The following is a 22,694-nucleotide window of genomic DNA, read 5'->3' as shown; positions in this document are numbered from 1 at the left end:
TGAGGTGAATGTAACTTATTAAAAGCGACTAACTACTATCACAAAATTTAAAATTAACTAGGTAACGGCTAAAGGAAACCTCATGGAAACGAAAACGCGAGCAGCTCTGTCTCCATCATTTAAAAGAAATACTGTGCTAGCTGCACTGTTAGCTTTGTGTGTTTGTAATGTAAGTGCAGCAGAAGAGCCAATTACACAGCCAGACACACCTGTACCGGCTAAAAAGCCAGACACAGTGACGCCTGTATCCGTAAAAAAACCAACGCTGCTTACGATCCCTTCAGAAAGATTATTTGAGGTGATCACCGCAAGAGCGAAACAGTTAGCAGCAAACGACTACATCGCTGCACCTGAGATTGCTATAGATACATTAAATAATATTAGCTACCAAGATTATAGGTCTATTCGTTTTCGTCAAGATCATGCCATCTGGAAAGATCAAAGCTTGTATGAAGTGCAATTATTTCACCCTGGTTTTCTTTATAAAAATCCTATCGCTATCAATACAGTGAGTACTGATGGCAAGGTACAAAAACTGCCGTTTAAAACAGATTACTACCGTTATGATGGTACTGCCGCTCCTCTTGAGCAGGAAATTAGCGCCGCTTTGGGTAGCACTCAATTAGGTCACGCTGGTTTTCGACTACATTTTCCACTTAATAATAACGAGTACAAAGATGAGGTCGCGGTATTCCAAGGTGCTTCTTACTTTCGCTTGGTTGGCCCGCAGCAAGTGTATGGTATTTCAGCCCGTGGTCTAGCGGTCGATACTGCACTTAGTTCTGGTGAAGAATTCCCAGTGTTTAAAGAGTTTTGGCTGGTGAAGCCAACAGCAGAAGACACTAATATTGTGCTCTATGCGTTATTAGACAGCCCATCTGTGACCGGTGCATATCGATTTGAGATAAGCCCATCAACTAACACTGAAATAACAACACAGATGCAAATATTTGCCCGTAAAGATATTAAAAAACTCGGTATTGCACCACTTACCAGCATGTTTTATCACGGCGAAAATAGCACTAAATTCTTTGATGATTACCGACCAGAAGTGCATGACTCTGATGGCTTATTAATGCAATCACAAGATGATAAATGGATTTGGCGAGCACTTAATAATCCAAAACAGCTTAGCGTAACCTCATTTGGTTATGATAACCCAAAAGGTTTTGGCCTAGCACAGCGTGATCGTGAATTTAATAACTACCTTGATACGGAAGCACATTACCATGCTCGCCCTAGCCTCTGGATTGAGCCACTAGAGCAATGGGGTAATGGCCGGATTGAATTGGTTGAAATACCAACAGATACGGAAACTAATGACAATATTGTCAGTTACTGGGTGCCAGAGCAACCACTAAAAGCAGGTGAAACACTGAGCTTTGGCTATAAAATGTCAACCTTTAACACCGTATTGGCGAGTCAAAATAATGCCCATGTTTTACGTACTCGAATTGGCAGCGCGGCTTTGCCTGGTGAAAAAAATCCACCGCCAAAAAGCCATCGTCAATTTACGGTCGATTTTACCGGTGACACAATTAATAACTTATCGGCCAATATTAAATTGCTCGCTAATTTAACTCTAAATTCAGGTGAAGTCAGCGATAAAACAGTACAACAATTACCGAATAATCAAGGATGGCGTGTTGCGTTTAAAATCGCGCCAGAGGGAGATAAGCCAGTCGATATGCGCTTATCATTAACACTACGTGACAAAGAAGTAAGCGAGGTATGGAGTTATGTCTGGTATCCAAATGACGTCGAATAGCAAGAAGGTGCGCAACACCGCAATGCCTTTCAAAAAGGCCCGCGTATGGTTATTTTCACTGTTAGTGTTAGCCATCTCAGCCTACGGTATGTGGATCATGTTTGATATTTTAAATTCAAATGGTATGACTCCACTTGAGTATGCATTACTGGCGCTGTTTTCAATTACCTTTACTTGGATTGTGACCGCATTTTGCAGTGGCTGTATGGGCTTTATTTTACAACTATTTAGAATTGACCCGCTAACACTGACGCGCCAAAAAGCCATCAAAATTGATGAGCAAGCATTGAGTAAAACCAGAACTGCCGTCGTTATGCCTATCTACAATGAAGATACGCAGCGAGTTATCGCAGGTTTTGAAGTGAGCTTACGCTCGCTGATAAAAACAGCGCAATTTGCGCATTTTGATTTCTACTTATTAAGTGATACGCAAGATAAAGAAATAGCTAACAATGAGCTAAAAGCGTGGCATGCCTTGAGCGAGCGCCTAGGGGACTTTGCCAAACAAACTTTTTACCGCCGCCGCGAAGATAACAAACACCGTAAAGTAGGTAACTTAACTGACTTTTGCGAGCGTTGGGGCAGTAACTATGAGCACATGATTGTACTTGATGCCGATAGCATCATGACGGGTCAATGTATGCTTGAGCTCACCAGCAGCATGATCAACAATCCGCAAGCTGGACTTATTCAAACGATCCCGATCCCTGTTAGGCAAGATACCTTCTTTGGTCGTTTTCTACAGTTTGCATCAGTACTTTATAGTCCAATGCTAGCAACGGGTTCGGCTTTTTGGCAAACCAACCACGCTAACTACTGGGGCCATAATGCAATTATTCGTGTTGCAGCCTTTATTGATTGCTGTGGCTTACCAGTGCTCAAAGGTAATGCCCCCTTTGGCGGCGAAATTTTAAGCCATGACTTTGTCGAAGCCTCACTACTGCATCGTGCTGGTTGGGATGTGTTATTGCTCAGCGATATACAAGGCAGCTACGAAGAAGTACCGAGTAATATTTTAGACTACGCCATCCGCGATAGACGCTGGGTGCAAGGTAATATTCAGCATTTAGGTTTATTACCTGCATCGGGTTTAAAAATGATCAGTAAACTGCACTTTTTGTTAGGTGCAACGGCATATATTTCATCATTAATTTGGTTATCTATGCTGGTGCTCAGTACCATCGATGCGGTTACCCGCGCCGTAAATAGTAATGTTTATTTTAATCAGGCATATCAATTATTTCCGACCTGGCAAATTGCTAAAACAGAGTTAATTAATTCACTGCTTTTTGTCACTATTGTTTTATTACTATTACCAAAATTAATGGGCATAATTGTTACATTGATCCATCGTAATAAACAGTTTGGTGGCTCATTCAAGTTAATTTTTGGCTCAATTATTGAGACCGTATTTGCGATAATCATTGCCCCACTGATGATGGTTTTTCATAGTTACTTTGTGGTGTGTGTATTTTTAGGTAAAAAAGTAAGCTGGGATGCCCAGCCTCGCTCAGGTCGCATGGTGCCGTGGCGAGAAGCAATTGGTTACACGCTCTTTTCAACCTTAGTAGCCGTTGCATGGGGGGGGATTGCTTACTATTTTACACCAGTATTCTTTTGGTGGTTATCGCCTATTTTAGTCGGGCTAATTTTGGCCGCGCCAATTGTACGTTACTCAAGCAGCATTGGCTTAGGCGTTAGGTTACGTAAAATGGGCATATTTATTTGCCCGAGTGAAGTTGATAATGACGACACCCTTGCCGCTTTGCGTGTCCATGAGCAAGAAATTGCTTTACCAAGTGATGAGCTGGCTAATTTCACAGTCCCAGCATTGCCACCAGAGCAACCAAGCGTAATGCCGATACAAAGTTTTAAACGCCAAGGTTTAAGTAAACGAAAACGCGTTTTAAATGCCCATCAGCAAATCAAAAAGAAGCTGTTTAGCTAAGCCGTGTTTTACTTGTAACACAGCCAAACCAAACACCTGCAGATAAAAAACCGCGCAACTTATGTTGCGCGGTTTTTTATTAACTCATAGTCGGCGTTGAGTTTAAAGCAGACCTAGCTTCTTAAGTTCGCTCATTGCCATCTTGCCTGAAAGTGGCACATAACCATCTTTCTCTACAATTTTTTGGCCATCTAGTGATAACACCATTTTTAAGAACTCAGCTTCAATAGGTGCAAGCGGTTTGTTCGGGTGTTTATTCACATACACATATAAAAAGCGTGATAATGGGTATTTACCTTGTGCTACATTCTCAAGAGTTGCATCAACAAAGTTGTCGCCTTTTTTCGCTAGCGGCACAGTGCGTACACCTGATGTTTTATAACCGATACCTGAGTAACCAATCGCGTTCACTGATGACGAAATAGACTGTACCACAGAAGCAGAACCAGGTTGCTCATTCACGTTGTTACGGAAATCGCCTTTACATAGCGCTTTGCTTTTAAAGTAACCATAAGTACCCGATACAGAGTTACGTCCGTAAAGCTGAACATCTTTAGCTGCCCAATCACCCGTTAAACCAACATCGCTCCAACGGGTTACATCAGCGCTTGCACCACATTTGCGAGTTGAAGAGAAAATCGCATCGATTTGGTCAATGCGCAGGCCTTCAATTGGGTTATCTTTATGGACAAATACAGCCAGCGCATCGATAGCCACGCGTACTTCTGTTGGCTTATAACCGTAGCGCTTTTCAAACGCTTCGATTTCTTTTGATTTCATTCTGCGGCTCATCGGGCCAAAGTTAGAAGTACCTTCCGTTAATGCTGGCGGCGCAGTTGATGAACCTGCGGCTTGAATTTGAATATTCACATTTGGATAGATGCGCTTATATTCTTCCGCCCAAAAGGTCATCATGTTGGCTAACGTATCAGAGCCCACAGATGAAAAGTTACCTGAAATACCACTGGTTTTTTGATATTCAGGCATGCCTGCATCGACAGCAATTGCTTGTGCAGATACAAATGTTGTTACTGCCACACTCATTGCGGCTACGAGGTTTTTAAATTTCATTGGGTTACTCCGATTTGGTTCGTCCATTTCTTAACTGTGGTCTACTGTAAAGAGAGTAGATGACAGTTAGATTACTCAAAAATGACAGTTTTATGACTTTAAGCGTTTTCAGCTAGATTATTTAGCAGCACCGTTTTTTCACTATTAAAGGCAAATGAAAACGTTGAACCTTCGCCTAACTTACTGCTTATTTTTAACTTACTTTCGTGGCGCGTTAACACATGCTTAGTGATTGCCAAGCCAAGTCCCGAACCACCTGTTGTACGACTACGCGCTTTATCCACCCGATAAAAACGCTCTGTTAAACGATTAATATGCTCAGCAGCAATACCATCGCCATTATCTACTACCGCAAAATGCGCTTGCTTATCTTTTAGCTGCCAGCTTACGGTAATTTTACCGCCAGCTTTAGTGTAATGAATGGCATTAAATACTAAATTGGAAAACGCACTACGTAGCTCTTCTTCCGAACCTTTAATATCAAGCCCGGCATCTATATCAAATATTAACTCATGGCCTTTATCTTGGTTCAAAGACTGCGCTTCAGTTTTTATATAGCTGAGTAATTGCGGTACGTTGACCGCCTTATCATTATCTTGACGGCGAGCGCCTTCAATGCGTGATAACGACAATAACTGATTAACTAAGCTATCCATGCGTTTACATTGCTCAAGCATAGTACCTTGGGCTTTATTCCACATCGCAGGCGGCGGCATCATGTCACCATCAAACATTTCTAAGTAACCAGTTACAACCGTCAATGGTGTGCGCAATTCATGTGAGACATTGGCAACAAAGTCTTTACGCATTTGTTCTAGTTGCTTCAAGCGCGTCACATCCCTTACTACCACCATTAATTGTGAGCTGGCGTATGGCATTACCCGAAACTCTAAAACTTGCTCAACACTGTGACCACTTTCCAGTTCTAATGCTTCATCAAACAATTCCGTTTGCATGTATTTCGCAAATTTAGGATTGCGAATAAGGTTGTCAAGCCGTTGACCATGATCCGCTGGCCACTGTAACCCCAGCACTTTTAACGCTAATTGATTACACCAAACAATGCTTAAATCACGTTGTAGAACAATTACCGCATCAGGCACCGCTTCGGCACCATCACGAAAACGACGGATCAGATCCGCTAATTCATTACGTTTTTTACGGTTACGGTGTTGTAAGTGATAGATCCCTTCAAATACCTGTTCCCATGCGCCCTCGCCTTCCGGTGGATTAAAACTGCGCTGATTCAATAACCAATCACTGAGCCGATATAATTGATGGTAATGCCAAACAAGCAGTGAAAAAGCACCTAAAAATAACAGCAGAAATGGCGCACCAATCAGCACGCCAACTAATAATAAAGGTAGGAAATAGATAAGCAGACGTTTTGCTAGCGCCTGCTTATTAACAACTCGATACATACACTCACTTTACCTTAGAGTAAAACCGACCTTGGTCTGAATGTTTTATAGTTTACTTGAAAAACGATAACCTGCACCACGTACAGTTTGTACTAAGCGGTCATGACCAAGCGGTGCTATCGCTTTGCGTAAGCGACGAATATGCACGTCTACGGTTCTATCTTCAACATAGACATTAGTCCCCCACACATTATCTAGCAGTTGTTCACGGCTATAAACACGCTCAGGATGGGTCATAAAGAAATGCAGTAAACGAAATTCGGTTGGCCCCATATCCAGCTCGCTACCTTCAGAGGTAACACGGTGTGAAATAGGATCAAGGCGTAAACCGTGTACGTCAATCGCTTCTTCAAGTGAAGTTGGCGAAACGCGACGAATAACCGCTTTAATACGTGCCATTAACTCTTTTGGTGAAAATGGCTTAGTAACATAATCATCAGCACCGACCTCAAGACCACGAACTTTATCTTCTTCTTCTCCGCGGGCCGTCAGCATGATAATAGGAATTTGCCGAGTGTATTCACTTTGCTTAAATTTTTTGGCGATTTGAATTCCACTACCCCCTGGTAGCATCCAATCTAATAACACCATATCAGGGTAAGGTTCTACCATTGCTGCAATGGCAGAATCATAATCTTCTGCTTCTATTGCTTGAAAACCGTTTTGCTCTAATACAAAAACCAGCATCTCTCTGATCGGTGCTTCGTCATCGACGACAAGTACTTTACGTGACATTCCAATTTATCTCTTTCGTTATCGAACTAGTTTTCATTATTATGACTAAGTATGACATTTTTATGAAAGTGTAACGTGTAAATCAAAATGCGGGAAAAAAAACACCAATTAACCCATATCAGGAACAAAATAACTGTAAATAAGTCCCCTGCCACGGTTAAAATCAATACTTTTTCATGACTAAAAATATTTTACTCAGTATTAATTTTAACCACAGATACCGTATATTTTTATAAATAACAGTCAAATGCCCTCTGCGGCGGCAAAATTAGCGCCCTATAGCAGTGATTATGACAACGCTTTTTAGCTGTTTACGCTGCTTAAATCGTCACGATTGAATGATCGAACTTTGCATATGAGTGGGCATAACAAAGCAGCTCAGATCATTTATAGAGATCAAAATTCTACCAAGTACTAAGTTAGGGATCATGCTTTTACTAACCGAGTCAGATCTGGGATCAATCTTTTACCTAGCAAAATCCGTAAGTTGTTGATCATTTGCACAGGCAAGCGTGGAAGTGGCTATTTTTACAACAAAATAACCTGCCGTCTAGCCGATCCTTAGTAAAAATCTGATCCCAGCGACGCATAGTTAGTAAATCAGTGATCCCAAGTTTGACGCTTGGTAAAATAATGATCCCTATTGATCAACTATATAAAAAGCCAGTAGTTGGATGCTACTGGCTTGTTTATTTATTAAATAACTCAATGAATTAGTTTATTTAATTTTCGGATCTAATTCACCCGTTAAATATTTAAGGTGCATATCATCGAGTGAAATTGGTTTGATCTTACTTGCTTGACCCGCAGTGCCAAACGACTCATAGCGAGCAACACAGATCTCTGTCATCGCTTTTGTTGCTTCAGCTAAGTATTTACGTGGATCAAAATTCGCAGGGTTAAGTGCTAAATGACGACGAATTGCGCCCGTTGATGCTAAGCGTAAATCAGTATCGATATTTACTTTACGCACCCCAAACTTAATACCTTCGATGATCTGCTCGACTGGTACACCGTAAGTTTGCGGGATCTCACCACCGTATTGGTTGATGATCTCAAGCCATTCTTGCGGCACTGAAGACGAACCATGCATTACTAAATGAGTGTTAGGAATACGTGCGTGGATCGCTTTAATACGATCGATCGCTAAAATATCATCCGTTGGTGGACGGGTAAATTTATACGCACCGTGTGATGTACCGCAGGCAATAGCCAGTGCATCAACATGAGTTTTACTGACAAAATCGGCCGCTTCTTCAGGATCGGTAAGCATTTGATCTGTCGTTAACTTACCTTCTGCGCCAACGCCATCTTCTTCGCCAGCTTCACCGGTTTCAAGTGAGCCTAGTACACCTAATTCGCCTTCAACAGACACACCGCAAGAGTGCGCAAGTTCAACTGTTTTACGTGTTACATCAACGTTATATTCATAGCTTGACGGTGTTTTACCATCGCTCATTAATGAGCCATCCATCATCACTGATGAAAAACCTAATTGAATTGAACGTTGGCAAACGCCAGGTGAAGTACCGTGATCTTGGTGCATTACCACAGGAATATGTGGCCACTCTTCAACAGCAGCTAAAATCATGTGACGAATAAATGGGGCACCAGCGTAGGCACGAGCGCCAGCTGAACCTTGTACAATTACTGGGCTGTTAGTTTTATCAGCCGCCATCATAATAGCGCGGATCTGCTCTTGGTTATTAACGTTAAAAGCGGGTACGCCATAACCGTGTTCAGCTGCATGATCAAGAAGTTGTCGCATACTGATTAAAGCCATTTGGTATTCTCCAAATTGTCGATAGCTGCGCACGCGCAAAGCTACCTAGTTCGAACGGAATAGTTGAGTTCGGTGCAATCACTGCACCTCGATAGCCTTGGCTTTTGCCAAATTTACCGTTATCCAAAACCAGCATTAAATAAGGGTGAGAGGTATTTAATTACTGATCGTACTCAGCGTACTTACCTAAATAAGTACACTGAGCAAACGCTAATTACTTAGCGCGTTGTTCAAGCATAGCAACTGCTGGTAATTTTTTCCCTTCTAAGAACTCAAGGAAAGCACCACCGCCAGTTGAAATATACGAGATCTTATCGGCAATGCCGTATTTATCAATGGCTGCTAACGTATCACCGCCACCAGCAATTGAAAACGCATTTGAATTAGCAATTGCTTGTGCAATAGCACGGGTGCCATTACCAAACTGATCAAATTCAAATACACCTACAGGGCCATTCCATACAACAGTACCTGCATTGGCAATAATTTTTGCCAGCTTGCTCGCTGTATCTGGACCGATATCAAAAATCATATCGGTGTCTGTAACTTCGCTTACATCTTTTAATGTTGCAACGGCAGATTCTGAAAACTCATTCGCAACAACCACATCGGTTGGTACTGGAATTTCGCCATTGTTACTTTTCGCCGCTGCACTTAACTTATTTGCTTCGTCAATTAAGTCAGCTTCGTATAATGATTTACCAACCGGGAAGCCCGCTGCTGCAATAAAGGTATTGGCAATACCGCCACCTGTTACTAGTTGATCAACAATCGTTGACAGTGAATCAAGTACGGTTAGTTTAGTTGATACCTTAGAACCACCAACAATCGCTACAAGCGGACGAGCTGGGTTATCAAGTGCTTTACCTAATGCCTCTAATTCAGCCGCTAAAAGCGGGCCTGCACAAGCCACATCTGCAAATAAACCAACACCATGGGTAGACGCTTGAGCACGGTGAGCGGTACCAAATGCATCCATTACGTATACATCACATAATGCAGCGAGTTTTTTAGATAGCACTTCGTCGTCTTTGCTTTCGCCAACATTAAAGCGTACGTTTTCAAAAACCACCACTTCATTATCAGCAATTTCAACGCCATCTAAGTAATCTTTTTCAAGGCGTACATTTTGCTCAAGTGCTTCATTTAAGTAATCAACAACAGGCGCTAATGAAAACTCTTCGTTGTATTCCCCTTCCGTAGGACGGCCTAGGTGTGACATCACCATTACTTTAGCGCCTTTTTCAAGGGCAAGTTTAATACTTGGTAATGCAGCACGAATACGTGCGTCTGAGGTCACTTTACCTGCTTTTACTGGTACATTTAAATCTTCACGAATTAACACGCGTTTGCCGTTTAAATCTAAATCTGCCATATTTATGACCGACATGGACTTCTCCTTAGTTAACGATACTGACTTGAAATATATAGGTTTTATTTTAGGTTCTAAATTTTATTTGCTGCCATCATTACTCGTGCTGTATCGAGCATACGATTAGCGAAACCCCACTCATTATCACACCACACTAACAACTTTATCAGCCGTTTATGACTGACTCGTGTCTGCGTGCCATCTATGATACAAGAATGTGGGTCATGATTAAAATCAACCGAGACCAATGGCTCTTCGGTATAACTTAAAATACCTTCTAAACGGTCTCTCGCTGCTGCTTTTAATACTTTATTCACCGCGTTTAAATCAACATCAACGTTGACCGTCACACTCAGATCCATCGCAGTAACATTGATAGTAGGCACTCGTACTGCAATGGCTTCAAAGCGACCATGGAACTTAGGTAAAATACGTTCAATACCACGAGCTAATTTAGTATCTACGGGAATAATAGACTGACTCGCAGCGCGGGTACGACGTAAATCATGATGATAGGCATCAATTACTTGCTGATCGTTCATCGACGCATGAATGGTCGTAATCGCCCCCGATTCAATACCAAACGCATCATCAAGCACTTTGATCACCGGCACTATACAGTTGGTAGTACATGAACCGTTAGAAACAATCGTATGCTCAGCAAGCAGTTCATCATCATTAATACCATACACGATAGTAGCATCAACATCCGCATCAGCGGGCTGAGAAAATAAAACTTTTTTAGCACCCGCATCCAGATGCAATTGCGCGTGTTCACGGGAATGATAAACCCCTGTACACTCTAAAACCACATCAACATCAAGTAACCGCCATGGCAACTCAATCGGGTTTTGCTCAGAAAATAATGCGATCGTATCGCCTGCGACACTCAGAGAATCTTCACCTAAGGTAACCGGATATTTAAAACGACCATGGGAGGTGTCATATTTAAGTAAGTGAGCAATCCCTTCGGGATCCGCTAATTCATTAATCGCAACGATTTTAATATGATCGCTAAGTCCCGATTCATATAACGCGCGGACAATATTTCGACCAATTCGACCAAAACCATTAATTGCAAGTTTGATTGCCATTCGAAAGAAAATCCACTCTAGTTGCTTGCAGATAAAGGCAACCTGCCTTTGAGATGGCGGTATTGTAATCGACCTTGAGATTGAATATAAGAGGTTAACAGCAGAAACTTAAAATTAACCCTTTTAGATGGCCCAGTTTTGGTAATCGACCTTGGGATTGAATATAAGAGGCAAGGTTAAATAAATGTTTGCATACCCACCTAAGATGGCCCGATTTTGGTAATCGACTTTGGGATTGAATATAAGAGGTTAACAGCAGAAACTTAAAATTAACCCTTTTAGATGGCCCAATTTTGGTAATCGACCTTGGGATTGAATATAACAGGGGAAGTTAAATAAATGTTTGCATACCCACCGAAGATGGCAGTAAATTATTTTTCATAGCAGAAAACCAAAGAGAGAATTAAACAAAACCACTATTAACGCCGAATTGACACATCAAAGCAACGCAGCCAATTTCAATTCCTTACCACGGCTTATTTGATGGCACTGTGCTAATAATAACTCTGCGGTCGCCATGGCATCGGTAAGTGCATGGTGAGTGCTGTAATAAGGTAACTCATAACGCTTGCGACACGCTGTGAGTGTTAAATCATCCAAACCAATTTGCTGACCTTGTTGATGTAAGCGTTTTTTTTCAATCTGAAAAGTGTCGAGTATCAATTTAGGTTGTATCGCTATACCGTGAGTTTGAAATGCTTGCTTTAAAAATCCCCAGTCTAACGTGGCATTATGAAACACTAAGATCGCATCCGAAAAATGTGCGCTTAATGCAGTTAAAATAGCCGCCAAGTTTTGCCCTTGTGCGACGTCTTGCTGGGCAATACCATGATATACAGGGCTTTGCTCAAGGCGCTGCACATCTTTATTAATGGCATGCTGCGCCTGACTTAATTTAATACATTGATTGTCTATCAACAGCCATGCAATCGAGACAATCTCATGCTGTTTTGGATCAAGCCCAGTCAGCTCTAAATCAATCACAAGATAGCGCTGCGTTAATGCATTTTGCGCAAGCAACTGCTTGCGCGCTAAATAACGGCTCAGCCAACGTTTAACCACTTAGTTTTTCACCTTGTTTATTGTGCGAATGTTAAGTGAACTCACGCTATAAAAAAACCACTGCATTTATAAACTTCCTCTGGCAAATTTAAATGCCGCAGCTTGTTGTGCCAGCTTAAGTAAATAAAACGCTTCTTTTAATTGATGACGTTCGAGCGAACTTAACTTATCTGGATTAATACAGTTGCTGGGCAAGCCTTCTTCGTTTATTTGCGTGCGCAAACGCAACTGCGTTAAAAATCGCCAACAGTCTTTCAAGTTATACACGTCGTGATTACTTAATAAAGAATGTTTCAGTAATGCATCTAAGCGCTCTTGGGTGTTCGCTCGGCGTATCCCTGCTTTTAACGCATATAAACGAACAATGTCGTTAATGATCACTACGCCACGTTTTTTCAAATCAATGTATTTATGCTGTTTGGCATCTTTTTCGAGTTTAAATTGATTAAATAAGCCAATCGGCACGGAGTTCGACTTAATATCGGTTGCCATGGCGGCATAAAATAATTCGTCACGAGAAATACGGGTTAGTTGCTCACAAAATGCAGTGTAAAGCGCCGTTGAGCCTTCAATAAAGCGTAAATCAAAAAATATTTTACAGTTCAGCATAGCCTGTGGCGTTGGACTTTTTATCCAAGTAAAAAACTTTTCACACCAATCAGATATACTCATTCTGCATAATTCACTGCTGGCCATAATGTTGCCTGGGCAACGCCTAATACCGCACTCTACCAGCTGTTCACAAACAAACTCCCCCATCCGCCGATAATAATCCTGATGCAGTTCAGTTAAATCATCAGGCAGTAATAAACCGTTGTCTTGATCGGAATGTAAGGTTTGCTCTTCGCGCGCTTGGGAGCCAAAACAAATAAAACTAAAACTGGTCGGTGCAGCTCCGTTATCCTCTTGAAATAAATAAATTAACCGCGACGTAAGCGCATCAGTCAAGCCACTGAGTAATTTACCAATCAAGGATATATCATCAATATTATGCGAAAAACTGCGCAGTAAGTCAGGTATTTCAGCCGCGTAGCGTTTTAGCTCAATCACACTATGGGCTTTATAAATGCGGCCAATAAGTTGTACGGGATCGCTCTTTTGTTGACGTAATAAATCGGTACTGGTGATCATACCAAGTGCTTTATGGCGTTCATCCAGCACAGGTAAATGGTGAATGTTATGTTTGAGCATTAAATGCAGCGCCGAAAACACCCGATTATTTTCAAAAATAAACTTCGGTTTCGCACTCATAATCGTACGGACTGCCTGCTGAGGGTCGATTTCATCGGCTAGTACACGGTTGCGTAAATCGCGATCAGTCACCACCCCTACTAAGCGTTCATACTCAGTAACCATAATTGATGATACACCGTGCTCTTTCATTTTTTTAGCGGCTTGGCGAATACTTGCATCGGGCGACAAAGTGACCGCTTTACGTGACATCAATTCTGATATTTTGCGCTCAGACCAACTGTCATTTTGGCTTTTATAATGCGATGACAACAACCGATTAGCATGGGCACGCACAAAATACTGTTCAAACGGTTTGTACTCACGACGCAAATAATCAAACGCCTCTTGGTTGAGCATATAAACAATGCCCTCTTTTTGCACGACTAAACGGTTTTGAATTGCTTCGCCGGTCAGCAATGAAGGGAAGCCAAAATAATCGCCTTGTGCTAAATGGGTGATCACATCACCTTTTGCATCCACTAAGTCATACAAACCAGAGCGAATTAAAAACAGTTTAGGGGACTCTGATTGCAGCCATTGCGTTTGGTTTTCACAGTTCAGATAAATAACATCAAGGTGTTTTACAAAGTAATCTGTCGCGCTGCTATCAAGGCCGCTAAATGGCATTTGTGCTAGTACAAACTGGGCGACTTCCTGTTGCTCATGGTTCATCTTGCTACTCGCAATAAAACAATCGTACACTCACTGTACTGCTATCAGCTGTAAATAAAAAGCCCGACTTAAGTCGGGCTTTTGGATCTATCAATATAATAGAGTATCAGCGTTGTTAGTGAGCGTGTGCTTCACTAGAACCTTTAGGATTACGAATGCTTTCAACCATTTGTTGAATTTCAAGCGGTGTATCAGCGGTAAACTTAACCACGATTGCAGCAACTGCAAAGTTAATAAGCATACCTACTAAACCAATACCTTCCGGCGAAATACCGAACAACCAATGTTCAGGGTTGTTAAGCTCTGGGCTGATAAACTTGAAGAAAATAATATAAGCAGCAGTAAAGGTAATACCTGTCACCATGCCTAGCACCGCACCTTCTTTATTCATTGTTTTCGAGAAAATACCCATAATGATCGCCGGGAAGAAACTTGCAGCAGCTAAGCCGAATGCAAATGCCACCACCGACGCCACAAATCCAGGCGGGTTAATACCAAAGTAAGCGGAGATAACAATCGCAACCATGGCTGCCAACCTCGCTGCGAGTAACTCTTGTTTATCGCTAATGTTTGGTTTTAAGGTTCGCTTGAGTAAATCGTGCGATACGGAGGTCGAAATAACCAGTAGTAAGCCAGCGGTTGTCGATAATGCCGCAGCAATACCACCAGCTGCTACTAGCGCTACTACCCATGCTGGTAAGTTAGCAATTTCTGGGTTCGCAAGTACCATGATGTCGCGGTCAACGTTAACTTCGTTAGCGCTGTTTGGATCATCAATTTTACCTGCGGTGTAAAACATTTTGCCATCACCATTTTTATCATTAAAGGTGATTAAACCCGTTCTTTCCCAGTTTTTCACCCATGTCGGTGCTTCTGCGTATTCAGTACCGTTACCATCTTTACCGTTTATGGTATCAATCATGTTAACACGGGCAAATGCGGCAACCGCTGGCGCTGTAGTGTAAACAATAGCGATGAACACTAATGTCCATGCCGCTGAGATACGCGTATCTTTAACGCGCGGTACAGTGAAAAAACGTACGATTACATGTGGAAGACCCGCAGTACCCACCATTAATGCACCTGTGATAGCAAACACATCTATCATGCTCTTAGAGCCTTCAGTGTATTGCGCAAAGCCAAGTTCAGCACTTAAACCATCAAGTTTATCCAGTACATATACACCATCGCCGCCAATTAATGTCGCGCCAAAGCCAGTTTGTGGGAAGAAGTGACCCGTCATCATCATAGAGATAAAGATGGCAGGAACAAGGTAAGCAAATACCAGTACACAATACTGTGCCACTTGGGTATAGGTAATGCCTTTCATGCCGCCTAATACTGCATAAAAGAATACGATAACCATACCAATGTAAACACCGGTTTCAATTTCAACTTCTAAGAAGCGAGAGAATACCACGCCTACACCACGCATTTGCCCTGCAATATAGGTAAAACAGATAAAGATGGCACACAAAATTGCCACTAAACGCGCAGTGCGTGAGTAGTAGCGGTCACCGATAAAATCGGGCACAGTAAACTTGCCGAACTTACGTAAATAAGGTGCTAAACACATGGCAAGTAATACATAACCACCGGTCCAACCCATTAAGTACACGCCGCCATCGTAACCGGCGAAAGAGATGATACCTGCCATTGAGATAAATGACGCAGCACTCATCCAATCCGCAGCTGTAGCCATACCATTAGCAAGCGGTGGAACGCCGCCGCCTGCTACATAAAATTCATTTGTTGAGCCCGCTCGAGCCCAAATTGCAATGCCGATATAAAGCGCAAAGCTTAGTCCGACAATGATAAACGTGAGTGTTTGAACATCCATTGCTTAGCTCCTATTCGTCTACGCCGTATTTTTTATCTAACGTATTCATTTTGAAAACGTACACAAAAATCAAAGCCACAAAGGTGTAAATCGCGCCTTGCTGGGAGAACCAGAAGCCAAGTTTAAACCCAAAGAAACGCACTTCATTAAGTACATCAACCAGTAATATGCCAAAGCCAAACGACACGACAAACCAAACTGCTAATAATTTAAACAGCAGTGAAATGTTTTCCGCCCAATAAGCTTTTGCTTGTTCTTCATCTTTAAAAGCCATTTTTTATTTCCTCTTTAACATCTGTAAAAAGTGATGTGGTTTTTATTATCTGCACTAACCAATTTAGCAACGCTGCCTTAATATTGAATTGAGACCATAGTCGTAACAACAAGTTAACGTTTACGTAAACTGCAAATGCCCACTTGTTAAATTTAAGTAAAAAACATTAATTATCATCACGTTAACTATTTCCGCTGGGTGATTTTAACTATTCATCTAGGCTATGTTGCAGATCTGCGACATTAGTCTAATAGATCTTAAAAACACATAATTAATATTAAATATCAAATAGATAGATTTATTTGTATGTTCTACACAAAAATTGACAGCTCAAATCAGCGAAAACTTCTGGTATGGTGTGCAATAACAAAATAAAAATTGACTATATACATGACTGCTGCACTGATTTTTGTCGCTTTGGCGTACATTGGCATCTTGTTTTGGCTAGCAAACTGGGGCGATAAAACCACACCACTGGCCAAACGAATTAGCCACCACCCTTTTGTTTACTCTTTCTCGTTGGGTATTTATTGCACCTCGTGGACTTACTACGGCTCAGTGGGCACGGCTGCCACCAGCAGTTGGAGTTACTTACCGATTTTACTTGGCCCTGCATTGTTGTTTTTTTTCGGACAAGGATTTTTACGTAAACTAGTGCTAGTCAGTAAAAAACAAAATATCACCACCATCGCCGACTTTATTTCCGCCCGCTACGGTAAGCGCCAAACCACTGCAATTATGGTGACTATGATTGCGCTACTAGCAACCATTCCGTATATCGCCTTGCAGTTAAAAGCACTAAGTAACAGCTTTTTACTACTGCAAAGTGACAACAAAATATCCGGTTCAATGGTGGCGCTCTCTGCTACTTTGATCATGGCGATGTTCGCAATATTTTTTGGTACCCGTAAAGTTGATGTAACCGAATATCGCTCAGGATTAATGCTTGCTGTTGCCTTTGAATCGATGATCAAACTGCTGGCCTTAGTGGCAGTCGCTGGTTTAGCTCTGCTCACCTTGTATAACTTACCCAGTACCAGTGAACTACAAATTAAAGAGTCGTTGTGGCAACATTGGGATAATTTTAACTTTTTGAGCTTTAACTTTATTGGTCAATCGTTGATGGCCGCCGCTGCGATCATCTGTTTACCACGACAGTTCCACGTTACCGTGGTTGATAACCAAGACAAGCGCCACTTGTTTACCGCTCGCTGGGCCTTCCCGCTGTATTTATTACTGACTGCTGCAATGATTTTACCGATTGCTACCGCGGCGATTCACCCAGAAATTGGCAATGGCTTCTCACCAGATAGCTTTGTACTGGCACTGCCGTTAATGCACGACAATGTGTTACTTACCACCTTTGTATTTATTGGTGGCATATCGGCCGCTACTGCGATGATTGTGGTTGCAACGTTAACGCTCAGTACCATGATCTCAAACGATGTGGTATTACCGTTAATGCTACGTCGTAAATTCAAACGCAACCTCATTACTAGCAGTTACAAACCACAAATATTACTGGTAAGGCGCTTTACTATCGCCGGTATTTTGATCTTGTCTTACTTCTACCAGCAATGGTTTGGCCATGGCAAAGCCCTTGCCAGCATGGGCTTAGTTGCCTTTTCATTAGTCACGCAATTATTGCCCGCTATTGTGGGCGGCTTGTACTGGCGCAAAGGACATGCTTACGGCGTTTATGCTGGATTATTAGCCGGTTTGATCTGCTGGATACTGTTTTTAATGCTGCCCATTCTCGATGCTGGCAATACCCTTACTACAGAGCTGCAACAAACGTTGATCACCCGTGGCACCTTGATTGCGTTATTTGCCAACATCGGCTGTTACATCAGCTTTTCATTAGGTGCCGATGAACGCTTGATTGATAAAATTCAAGCCGCCGCCTTTGTTAACCCTAAAGAGCAAGCCGTACTGGCAAGGCGTTTAAACAAAAATGTCAAAGCCACTGTGTACGATTTTAAAGTGCTGCTACAAACTTTTTTGGGGATTCAACGTAGCCAGCAAGTCCTCGCACATTTTTCGCTAACACATCAACTTGATGATAATAATACGCACCCAGATCCTGAGTTTATCGCCTACTGCGAGCGTGCTTTAACAGGCGTATTGGGTGCCTCTTCTGCGCAAGCACTTATTCATACCGTTGCATCGGGTAAACGCATGGCATTTGAAGAAGTGGTTAACTTTTTTGATGAAACCACGCAAGCCCTGCAATTTAACCAAAATCTACTCTACACTTCGCTGGAAAACCTCAGTCATGGTATTTCAGTTGTTGATAAAGAGCTAAATCTAGTGGCCTGGAATAAACGCTACGCAGAAATGTTTAACTACCCAACTGGGTTTTTAGAAGTCGGCCAACCGATTGAAGACATTATTCGTTATAACGCTGAGCGCGGTGAATGTGGCCCAGGCGAAATAGAACGCCATGTAGAAAAGCGTGTGCAGCATTTAAAAAACGGCAGTTCGCATCACTTTATTCGTCATCGTCGTAATGGTCTAGTATACGAAATGATTGGTAACCCACTGCCCGACGGCGGCTTTGTAACCAGCTTTTCAGATATCACCACCCACATTGCCACACAAAATGCGCTTGAAGAAGTGAACATGGATCTGGAGAACCGCATTGAAGCCCGTACCCAAGAAATCCGTACTATCAATAAAGATCTCGAAGCACAAATAGAAAGCCGCGTACAAACAGAGCAAGCACTCACTTTAGCCAAGCGTGAGGCTGAGCAAGCAAATGACAGTAAAACCCGCTTTTTAGCCTTGGCCAGTCACGATATTTTACAGCCACTCAATGCCGCCCGTTTATACCTTGCCGCCATTGATGAAAAATCCCTTGCGGATAACAATATCAACAACTTTGAAAAGCTCGGTGCCAGTCTCGATTCAACCGTGCATTTAATGTCAGCATTATTAGAAATTGCCAAACTAGAGCAAGGTGCCATGACCCCCACCCCGCGCCACTTTAGTATTGACGATATCCTCGCGCCACTGCGCAACGAATACGCCATTTTATCAACCGAAAAAGGCCTTAAGCTCACGGTGCGCAGCGGGCAGCATATTGTCCACAGTGATATCACCTATTTGCGGCGAATTGTGCAGAACTTAGTGTCAAATGCGGTTAAATACACCAATACGGGTAAAGTTTTAGTGGCGTGCCGTAAACGTAAACATCACCTGCGCATCGAAGTATGGGACACTGGCCCTGGCATTAGCGAAGTAGAGCAAGCCAAAATATTCAACGATTTTTACCGCATAGAAGCGTCTGACAACAAAGGCATCGGCCTAGGGCTTAGCGTGGTTAAACGTATGGTCGATTTACTATCAATTCGCTTAGATGTGCGCTCAACGCCGCAAAAAGGCAGCTGTTTTAGTATCGAAATACCGTATGGTGAAAGCCAGTTTGTGCAACAAAAGCTCGCGACCAACAGCTTGTTTGAAGAGCGCTCCGCGATGAATATCATTGCCGTTGACGACGATCCTGAAAACCTCAATGCCATGGCTAGTTTATTACAAAAGTGGCAAGCTAATTATCAGCTGTTTGATCAAGTTGACAGCGTGTTGGCATACGCACATGCGCACAGCGCACCGGATGTGATCTTAATGGATTATCAGCTCGGCCATGCGCACGACGGCATCAGCTTAATTAAAGCCCTACGCGAGATTTGGCAAGCTAAGGTGCCCGCCATTTTAATCACCGCAGTGCGCGATGTAGAGCTAAAACAAGCCACCAAAGCCGAAGATATTCATTACTTATCTAAACCAATAAAACCAGGGAAATTAAAAGCACTGCTTAATCATAGTACGTGAAGTGAAAGGTTCTAGCCGCTAGGCAAGAGATTAAAACAGATTCGCGCTAAATAACATAACTAAGTACACCCAACAATCTTGCTGGGTGTACTGCTTGAGTTAAATTACCCCGCTGGTGCTTTACTCCTGAGCTTTTGGAATAACCAACTCAGGCCAACCAGCGACAAACCTAAGCCAATAAATGACACCGCTCTGAGTAAACCAGTTAGGCTGGCCATATCGATTAAAAACACTTTCACTATCACCGCGCCGAGCATGCCTAAACCGACTTTTTGTAGTAGTAATTGCTGTTTTAAATGCCCAGTGATAACCACCAGCGCACCGAGCAATAACCAAATGATTGAATAGCTGTATAGCTCGGCATCACTGGTGGCTTTATCAAGGTAAATAAACGCTCCTTGCCAATATTGGCGGATCAGCGCATTGATTGCTAACACCGCTAATAAGCCTGATGCACCCAGTACTATTTGGCTAAACTTAGCATTAAGTGGTTTAACTAATTTAGCCAACCATAATGTAAGCATACTTGGTACTAACCAGGTTAATAACAGCCAGTTAAATAACGGTATTTCCCCCACATAAAGACGCATTAGTAATGGGTTTTCATGTAATGCTGTATTGATTAACAATAAGCCCGCTAACGCGGATAAGGTCAGACCTGCAGTACGGTATAGCTTACCCAGCTGCCCTGCACTTTGCGCGCGGTATAAATAAACGCAGCCTAACGCGAGCCAGTTACAGCTGAGTAATATTTGCTCATAAAAGCTTAAAGACGAAAGCTGCGGATAATGCCCAACTAATTGATAGCTGGTTTCGGTGGTGATAAATAATGCCAAACAATGCAGTGCAGCCCCTTCGAGCCAAATTTTCATGTCTGTTTGTTGCCATTGTTTTGCGGCAAACCAAAATAACCCAACAGCAACGGGGTAAACCACTATGCTCCAATGCAGTGCTAAAAAGGTTAAATCAGCATCGTATGTCCACGGCGCGAAGGTTAACCTTGCCAGCACCACGGCCACTAACGCTTTAATAGGCCAGTGCGGCATTGGCACCTTGTGGCGTTTAACTAAGTAACTAATAGCCAATACTTGAATGGCCAGCGCAAGCGTTAAGCCACTATCGGCAAGTAGCATAGTTAAACAAAGGGTGATATTGGCATTAGCACCAAGCCAATAACTAAACTGCTGCCATTGGGTGTGAGCATGTTGCGCGCGTTTGATCAGTACACCACTGCTGAGCAGTAATAACACTGTCCATAATGAATATGCCACCGCTAAATCTTGTGCTGGCGTTAGGGTGTAAAGCGTTGCTATTAAGGTAAACACACTAAATGCAGCAAGTAAGTGGAAACTTAACCGTTTGTAGTAACGCGCGCCAAAATACAGCCCGTATAAGCAAAGGCCAATACCCAGTAATAAGCCAAAGCCATACATGTTTTTGAATACGAATAGGTGATCGTTACTATCAATATGATAAGCTTGCTGACTCACAACCAATAACACGGCGCTTAGTAGTGCTAGGCCTTGCCACAGATCCCAACGGCTATTTTGCAGCACCAAAAATAGCAACATCACAATTAAACACACCATCACAATTTGCCATTGCACGCTCGCCACAGAGATTAATATCGTGAGCAATAACGGCACCACAATCGCTAACAGTAATGGATGATCAGGCTGTAATTTTAATAGCCGCGGTAAACTATGCGGGCGATATTCTAATAAACGCAAGGTGACACCTAAACGCATCATCGCGATTAACCCTATGATTGATAACAGCGCAAAACCACCCACTAACCAATACTGCGTTGGCTTTATGACACTCAGTGCCAGCCAATACCAGCCAATGTGCCCTGCCCAAAGTAAATACCACAACCATGGTCGTTTTACTTTTTGCGCTACTAACACCGCAGACAAAGTAACAAAGCCAATGTACATCAATAAGGCCACTAAGTTACCGCTGCCAGTGTTGACCCAGATTGGTACGCTGTATGCGCCAACAATGCCTAACACCGCTAACAAGGGCCCTAAGCGCAGTGCCATGGAGCTTGCCGCCAGCGCAATAACTGCCAGCATCACAAACGCCGTGGTTGCGCTTAACATGGCATAACTTGAATAGGCAAGCAGCGTTAATGCAAAACAGCTGATAAACCCGCCACCAGCCAGTGCTGCGGGCACATAGTTATTAAACCCTTCAAAAACAATGCCTTTTCGATGCAGATATTCAGCCCCGGCAATTAACGCAACGCCAAATAAGCCACCGAAAGTGAGTCGTAAGCTTGGCGATAATAAACCGGCATCTAAGCTGTATTTTGCTAAAAATATACCACCAAAGGCCAGCGCAACGCCGCCAATCCAGGTCATCCAATGTTCTTGAAACTGGGTTTTTAATTTACTAAAAAAACTATCAATCGCGGAAGGAGAAGATGATTTTTCGCGGCTAGTTGTTGCCGCAGGAGTTGTTTGCTTGATGGCTGAAGCGCGCTGTTCAACGGCTTTTGCATGCTGTGATCGTGCCAGCTCAATTGGGCGTGCAACTTGCGACTGCACGGTTTGCGCTACACTGTGAGGTCTGTCTCTTATACACATCT

General features: G+C 42.6%; 14 protein-coding genes. 3 read left to right on the top strand and 11 right to left on the bottom strand.

Translation table 11 applies throughout. The features are described 5' to 3' along the window. Positions 1-82: 82 nt before the first annotated feature. Together ENH88_RS12750 and mdoH are read left to right on the top strand one after the other, a co-directional pair. On the top strand, positions 83-1,768 hold the full coding sequence (locus ENH88_RS12750; RefSeq protein WP_304182659.1) for a glucan biosynthesis protein: 1,686 nt from the start codon (positions 83-85) through the stop codon (positions 1,766-1,768). After that, the gene (gene mdoH / locus ENH88_RS12745) at positions 1,740-3,716 is read left to right on the top strand and encodes a glucans biosynthesis glucosyltransferase MdoH (RefSeq protein WP_304182658.1); all 1,977 of its coding nucleotides are present in this window, start codon (positions 1,740-1,742) and stop codon (positions 3,714-3,716) included. The genes ENH88_RS12750 and mdoH overlap by 29 nt, the downstream gene beginning before the upstream one ends. A 102-nt stretch (positions 3,717-3,818) precedes the next feature. Here the strand turns inward: mdoH and ENH88_RS12740 are convergent, their stop codons facing one another. From ENH88_RS12740 to ENH88_RS12695, 10 genes are all read right to left on the bottom strand, one after another. Beyond that, positions 3,819-4,787 carry a PstS family phosphate ABC transporter substrate-binding protein gene (locus ENH88_RS12740; RefSeq protein WP_304182657.1) on the bottom strand — a complete coding sequence of 323 codons (969 nt, stop codon included), beginning with the start codon at positions 4,785-4,787 and terminating at the stop codon, positions 3,819-3,821. 98 nt (positions 4,788-4,885) lie between these two features. After that, a complete protein-coding gene (phoR, locus tag ENH88_RS12735) occupies positions 4,886-6,208 on the bottom strand; it encodes a phosphate regulon sensor histidine kinase PhoR (protein ID WP_304182655.1) in 1,323 nt (440 codons plus the stop codon). Between the two features lie 45 nt (positions 6,209-6,253). Further along, positions 6,254-6,943, bottom strand: a complete 690-nt coding sequence (phoB, locus tag ENH88_RS12730) for a phosphate regulon transcriptional regulator PhoB (protein ID WP_145235364.1) — start codon at positions 6,941-6,943, stop codon at positions 6,254-6,256. Between the two features lie 718 nt (positions 6,944-7,661). Further along, entirely contained in the window at positions 7,662-8,726 is a 1,065-nt protein-coding gene (gene fba / locus ENH88_RS12725) for a class II fructose-bisphosphate aldolase (RefSeq protein ID WP_304182653.1), read from the bottom strand. Positions 8,727-8,940: 214 nt separating this feature from the next. After that, complete coding sequence (locus tag ENH88_RS12720) at positions 8,941-10,116, bottom strand: phosphoglycerate kinase (RefSeq protein WP_304182652.1); 1,176 nt, start codon at positions 10,114-10,116, stop codon at positions 8,941-8,943. A gap of 56 nt (positions 10,117-10,172) precedes the next feature. Continuing rightward, a complete protein-coding gene (gene epd / locus ENH88_RS12715; RefSeq protein ID WP_304182650.1) occupies positions 10,173-11,192 on the bottom strand; it encodes an erythrose-4-phosphate dehydrogenase in 1,020 nt (339 codons plus the stop codon). A 438-nt stretch (positions 11,193-11,630) separates the two neighbouring features. Then, a complete protein-coding gene (locus ENH88_RS12710; protein WP_304182649.1) occupies positions 11,631-12,254 on the bottom strand; it encodes a 3'-5' exonuclease in 624 nt (207 codons plus the stop codon). A gap of 66 nt (positions 12,255-12,320) precedes the next feature. Further along, positions 12,321-14,159 (bottom strand): DUF294 nucleotidyltransferase-like domain-containing protein, encoded by a 1,839-nt coding sequence (locus ENH88_RS12705; protein ID WP_304182647.1) that lies wholly within the window; start codon positions 14,157-14,159, stop codon positions 12,321-12,323. Between the two features lie 115 nt (positions 14,160-14,274). After that, positions 14,275-15,999, bottom strand: coding sequence for a sodium:solute symporter family protein (locus tag ENH88_RS12700; protein ID WP_304182646.1), 1,725 nt, complete (start codon positions 15,997-15,999; stop codon positions 14,275-14,277). 10 nt (positions 16,000-16,009) lie between these two features. Further along, positions 16,010-16,273: a DUF4212 domain-containing protein gene (locus ENH88_RS12695; RefSeq protein WP_004586074.1), complete on the bottom strand. Its 264-nt coding sequence runs from the start codon at positions 16,271-16,273 to the stop codon at positions 16,010-16,012. A 390-nt stretch (positions 16,274-16,663) separates the two neighbouring features. Here ENH88_RS12695 and ENH88_RS12690 point away from each other — a divergent pair, with 390 nt between their 5' ends. Continuing rightward, positions 16,664-20,104: a PAS domain-containing hybrid sensor histidine kinase/response regulator gene (locus ENH88_RS12690; RefSeq protein WP_304182636.1), complete on the top strand. Its 3,441-nt coding sequence runs from the start codon at positions 16,664-16,666 to the stop codon at positions 20,102-20,104. Positions 20,105-20,208: 104 nt separating this feature from the next. Here the strand turns inward: ENH88_RS12690 and ENH88_RS12685 are convergent. After that, positions 20,209-22,694, bottom strand: a 2,486-nt coding sequence (locus tag ENH88_RS12685; RefSeq protein WP_304182635.1) for a DUF2339 domain-containing protein, incomplete at its 5' end; no start/stop codon positions are given.

The organism is Pseudoalteromonas prydzensis, from assembly GCF_011050055.1.
Taxonomy (GTDB): Bacteria; Pseudomonadota; Gammaproteobacteria; order Enterobacterales; family Alteromonadaceae; genus Pseudoalteromonas; species Pseudoalteromonas prydzensis_A.
Note: the sequence above shows the minus strand (reverse complement) of the source record. Positions and strands in the feature narration are given on the sequence as shown.

What these genes read in the sequence shown, in the direction of transcription:
- ENH88_RS12750 (WP_304182659.1), top strand. Translation starts at nt 83, where the DNA reads ATGGAAACGAAAACGCGAGCAGCTCTGTCTCCATCATTTAAAAGAAAT.
- mdoH (WP_304182658.1), top strand. Translation starts at nt 1,740, where the DNA reads ATGTCTGGTATCCAAATGACGTCGAATAGCAAGAAGGTGCGCAACACC.
- ENH88_RS12740 (WP_304182657.1), bottom strand. Translation starts at nt 4,787, where the DNA reads ATGAAATTTAAAAACCTCGTAGCCGCAATGAGTGTGGCAGTAACAACA.
- phoR (WP_304182655.1), bottom strand. Translation starts at nt 6,208, where the DNA reads ATGTATCGAGTTGTTAATAAGCAGGCGCTAGCAAAACGTCTGCTTATC.
- phoB (WP_145235364.1), bottom strand. Translation starts at nt 6,943, where the DNA reads ATGTCACGTAAAGTACTTGTCGTCGATGACGAAGCACCGATCAGAGAG.
- fba (WP_304182653.1), bottom strand. Translation starts at nt 8,726, where the DNA reads ATGGCTTTAATCAGTATGCGACAACTTCTTGATCATGCAGCTGAACAC.
- ENH88_RS12720 (WP_304182652.1), bottom strand. Translation starts at nt 10,116, where the DNA reads ATGTCGGTCATAAATATGGCAGATTTAGATTTAAACGGCAAACGCGTG.
- epd (WP_304182650.1), bottom strand. Translation starts at nt 11,192, where the DNA reads ATGGCAATCAAACTTGCAATTAATGGTTTTGGTCGAATTGGTCGAAAT.
- ENH88_RS12705 (WP_304182647.1), bottom strand. Translation starts at nt 14,159, where the DNA reads ATGAACCATGAGCAACAGGAAGTCGCCCAGTTTGTACTAGCACAAATG.
- ENH88_RS12700 (WP_304182646.1), bottom strand. Translation starts at nt 15,999, where the DNA reads ATGGATGTTCAAACACTCACGTTTATCATTGTCGGACTAAGCTTTGCG.
- ENH88_RS12695 (WP_004586074.1), bottom strand. Translation starts at nt 16,273, where the DNA reads ATGGCTTTTAAAGATGAAGAACAAGCAAAAGCTTATTGGGCGGAAAAC.
- ENH88_RS12690 (WP_304182636.1), top strand. Translation starts at nt 16,664, where the DNA reads ATGACTGCTGCACTGATTTTTGTCGCTTTGGCGTACATTGGCATCTTG.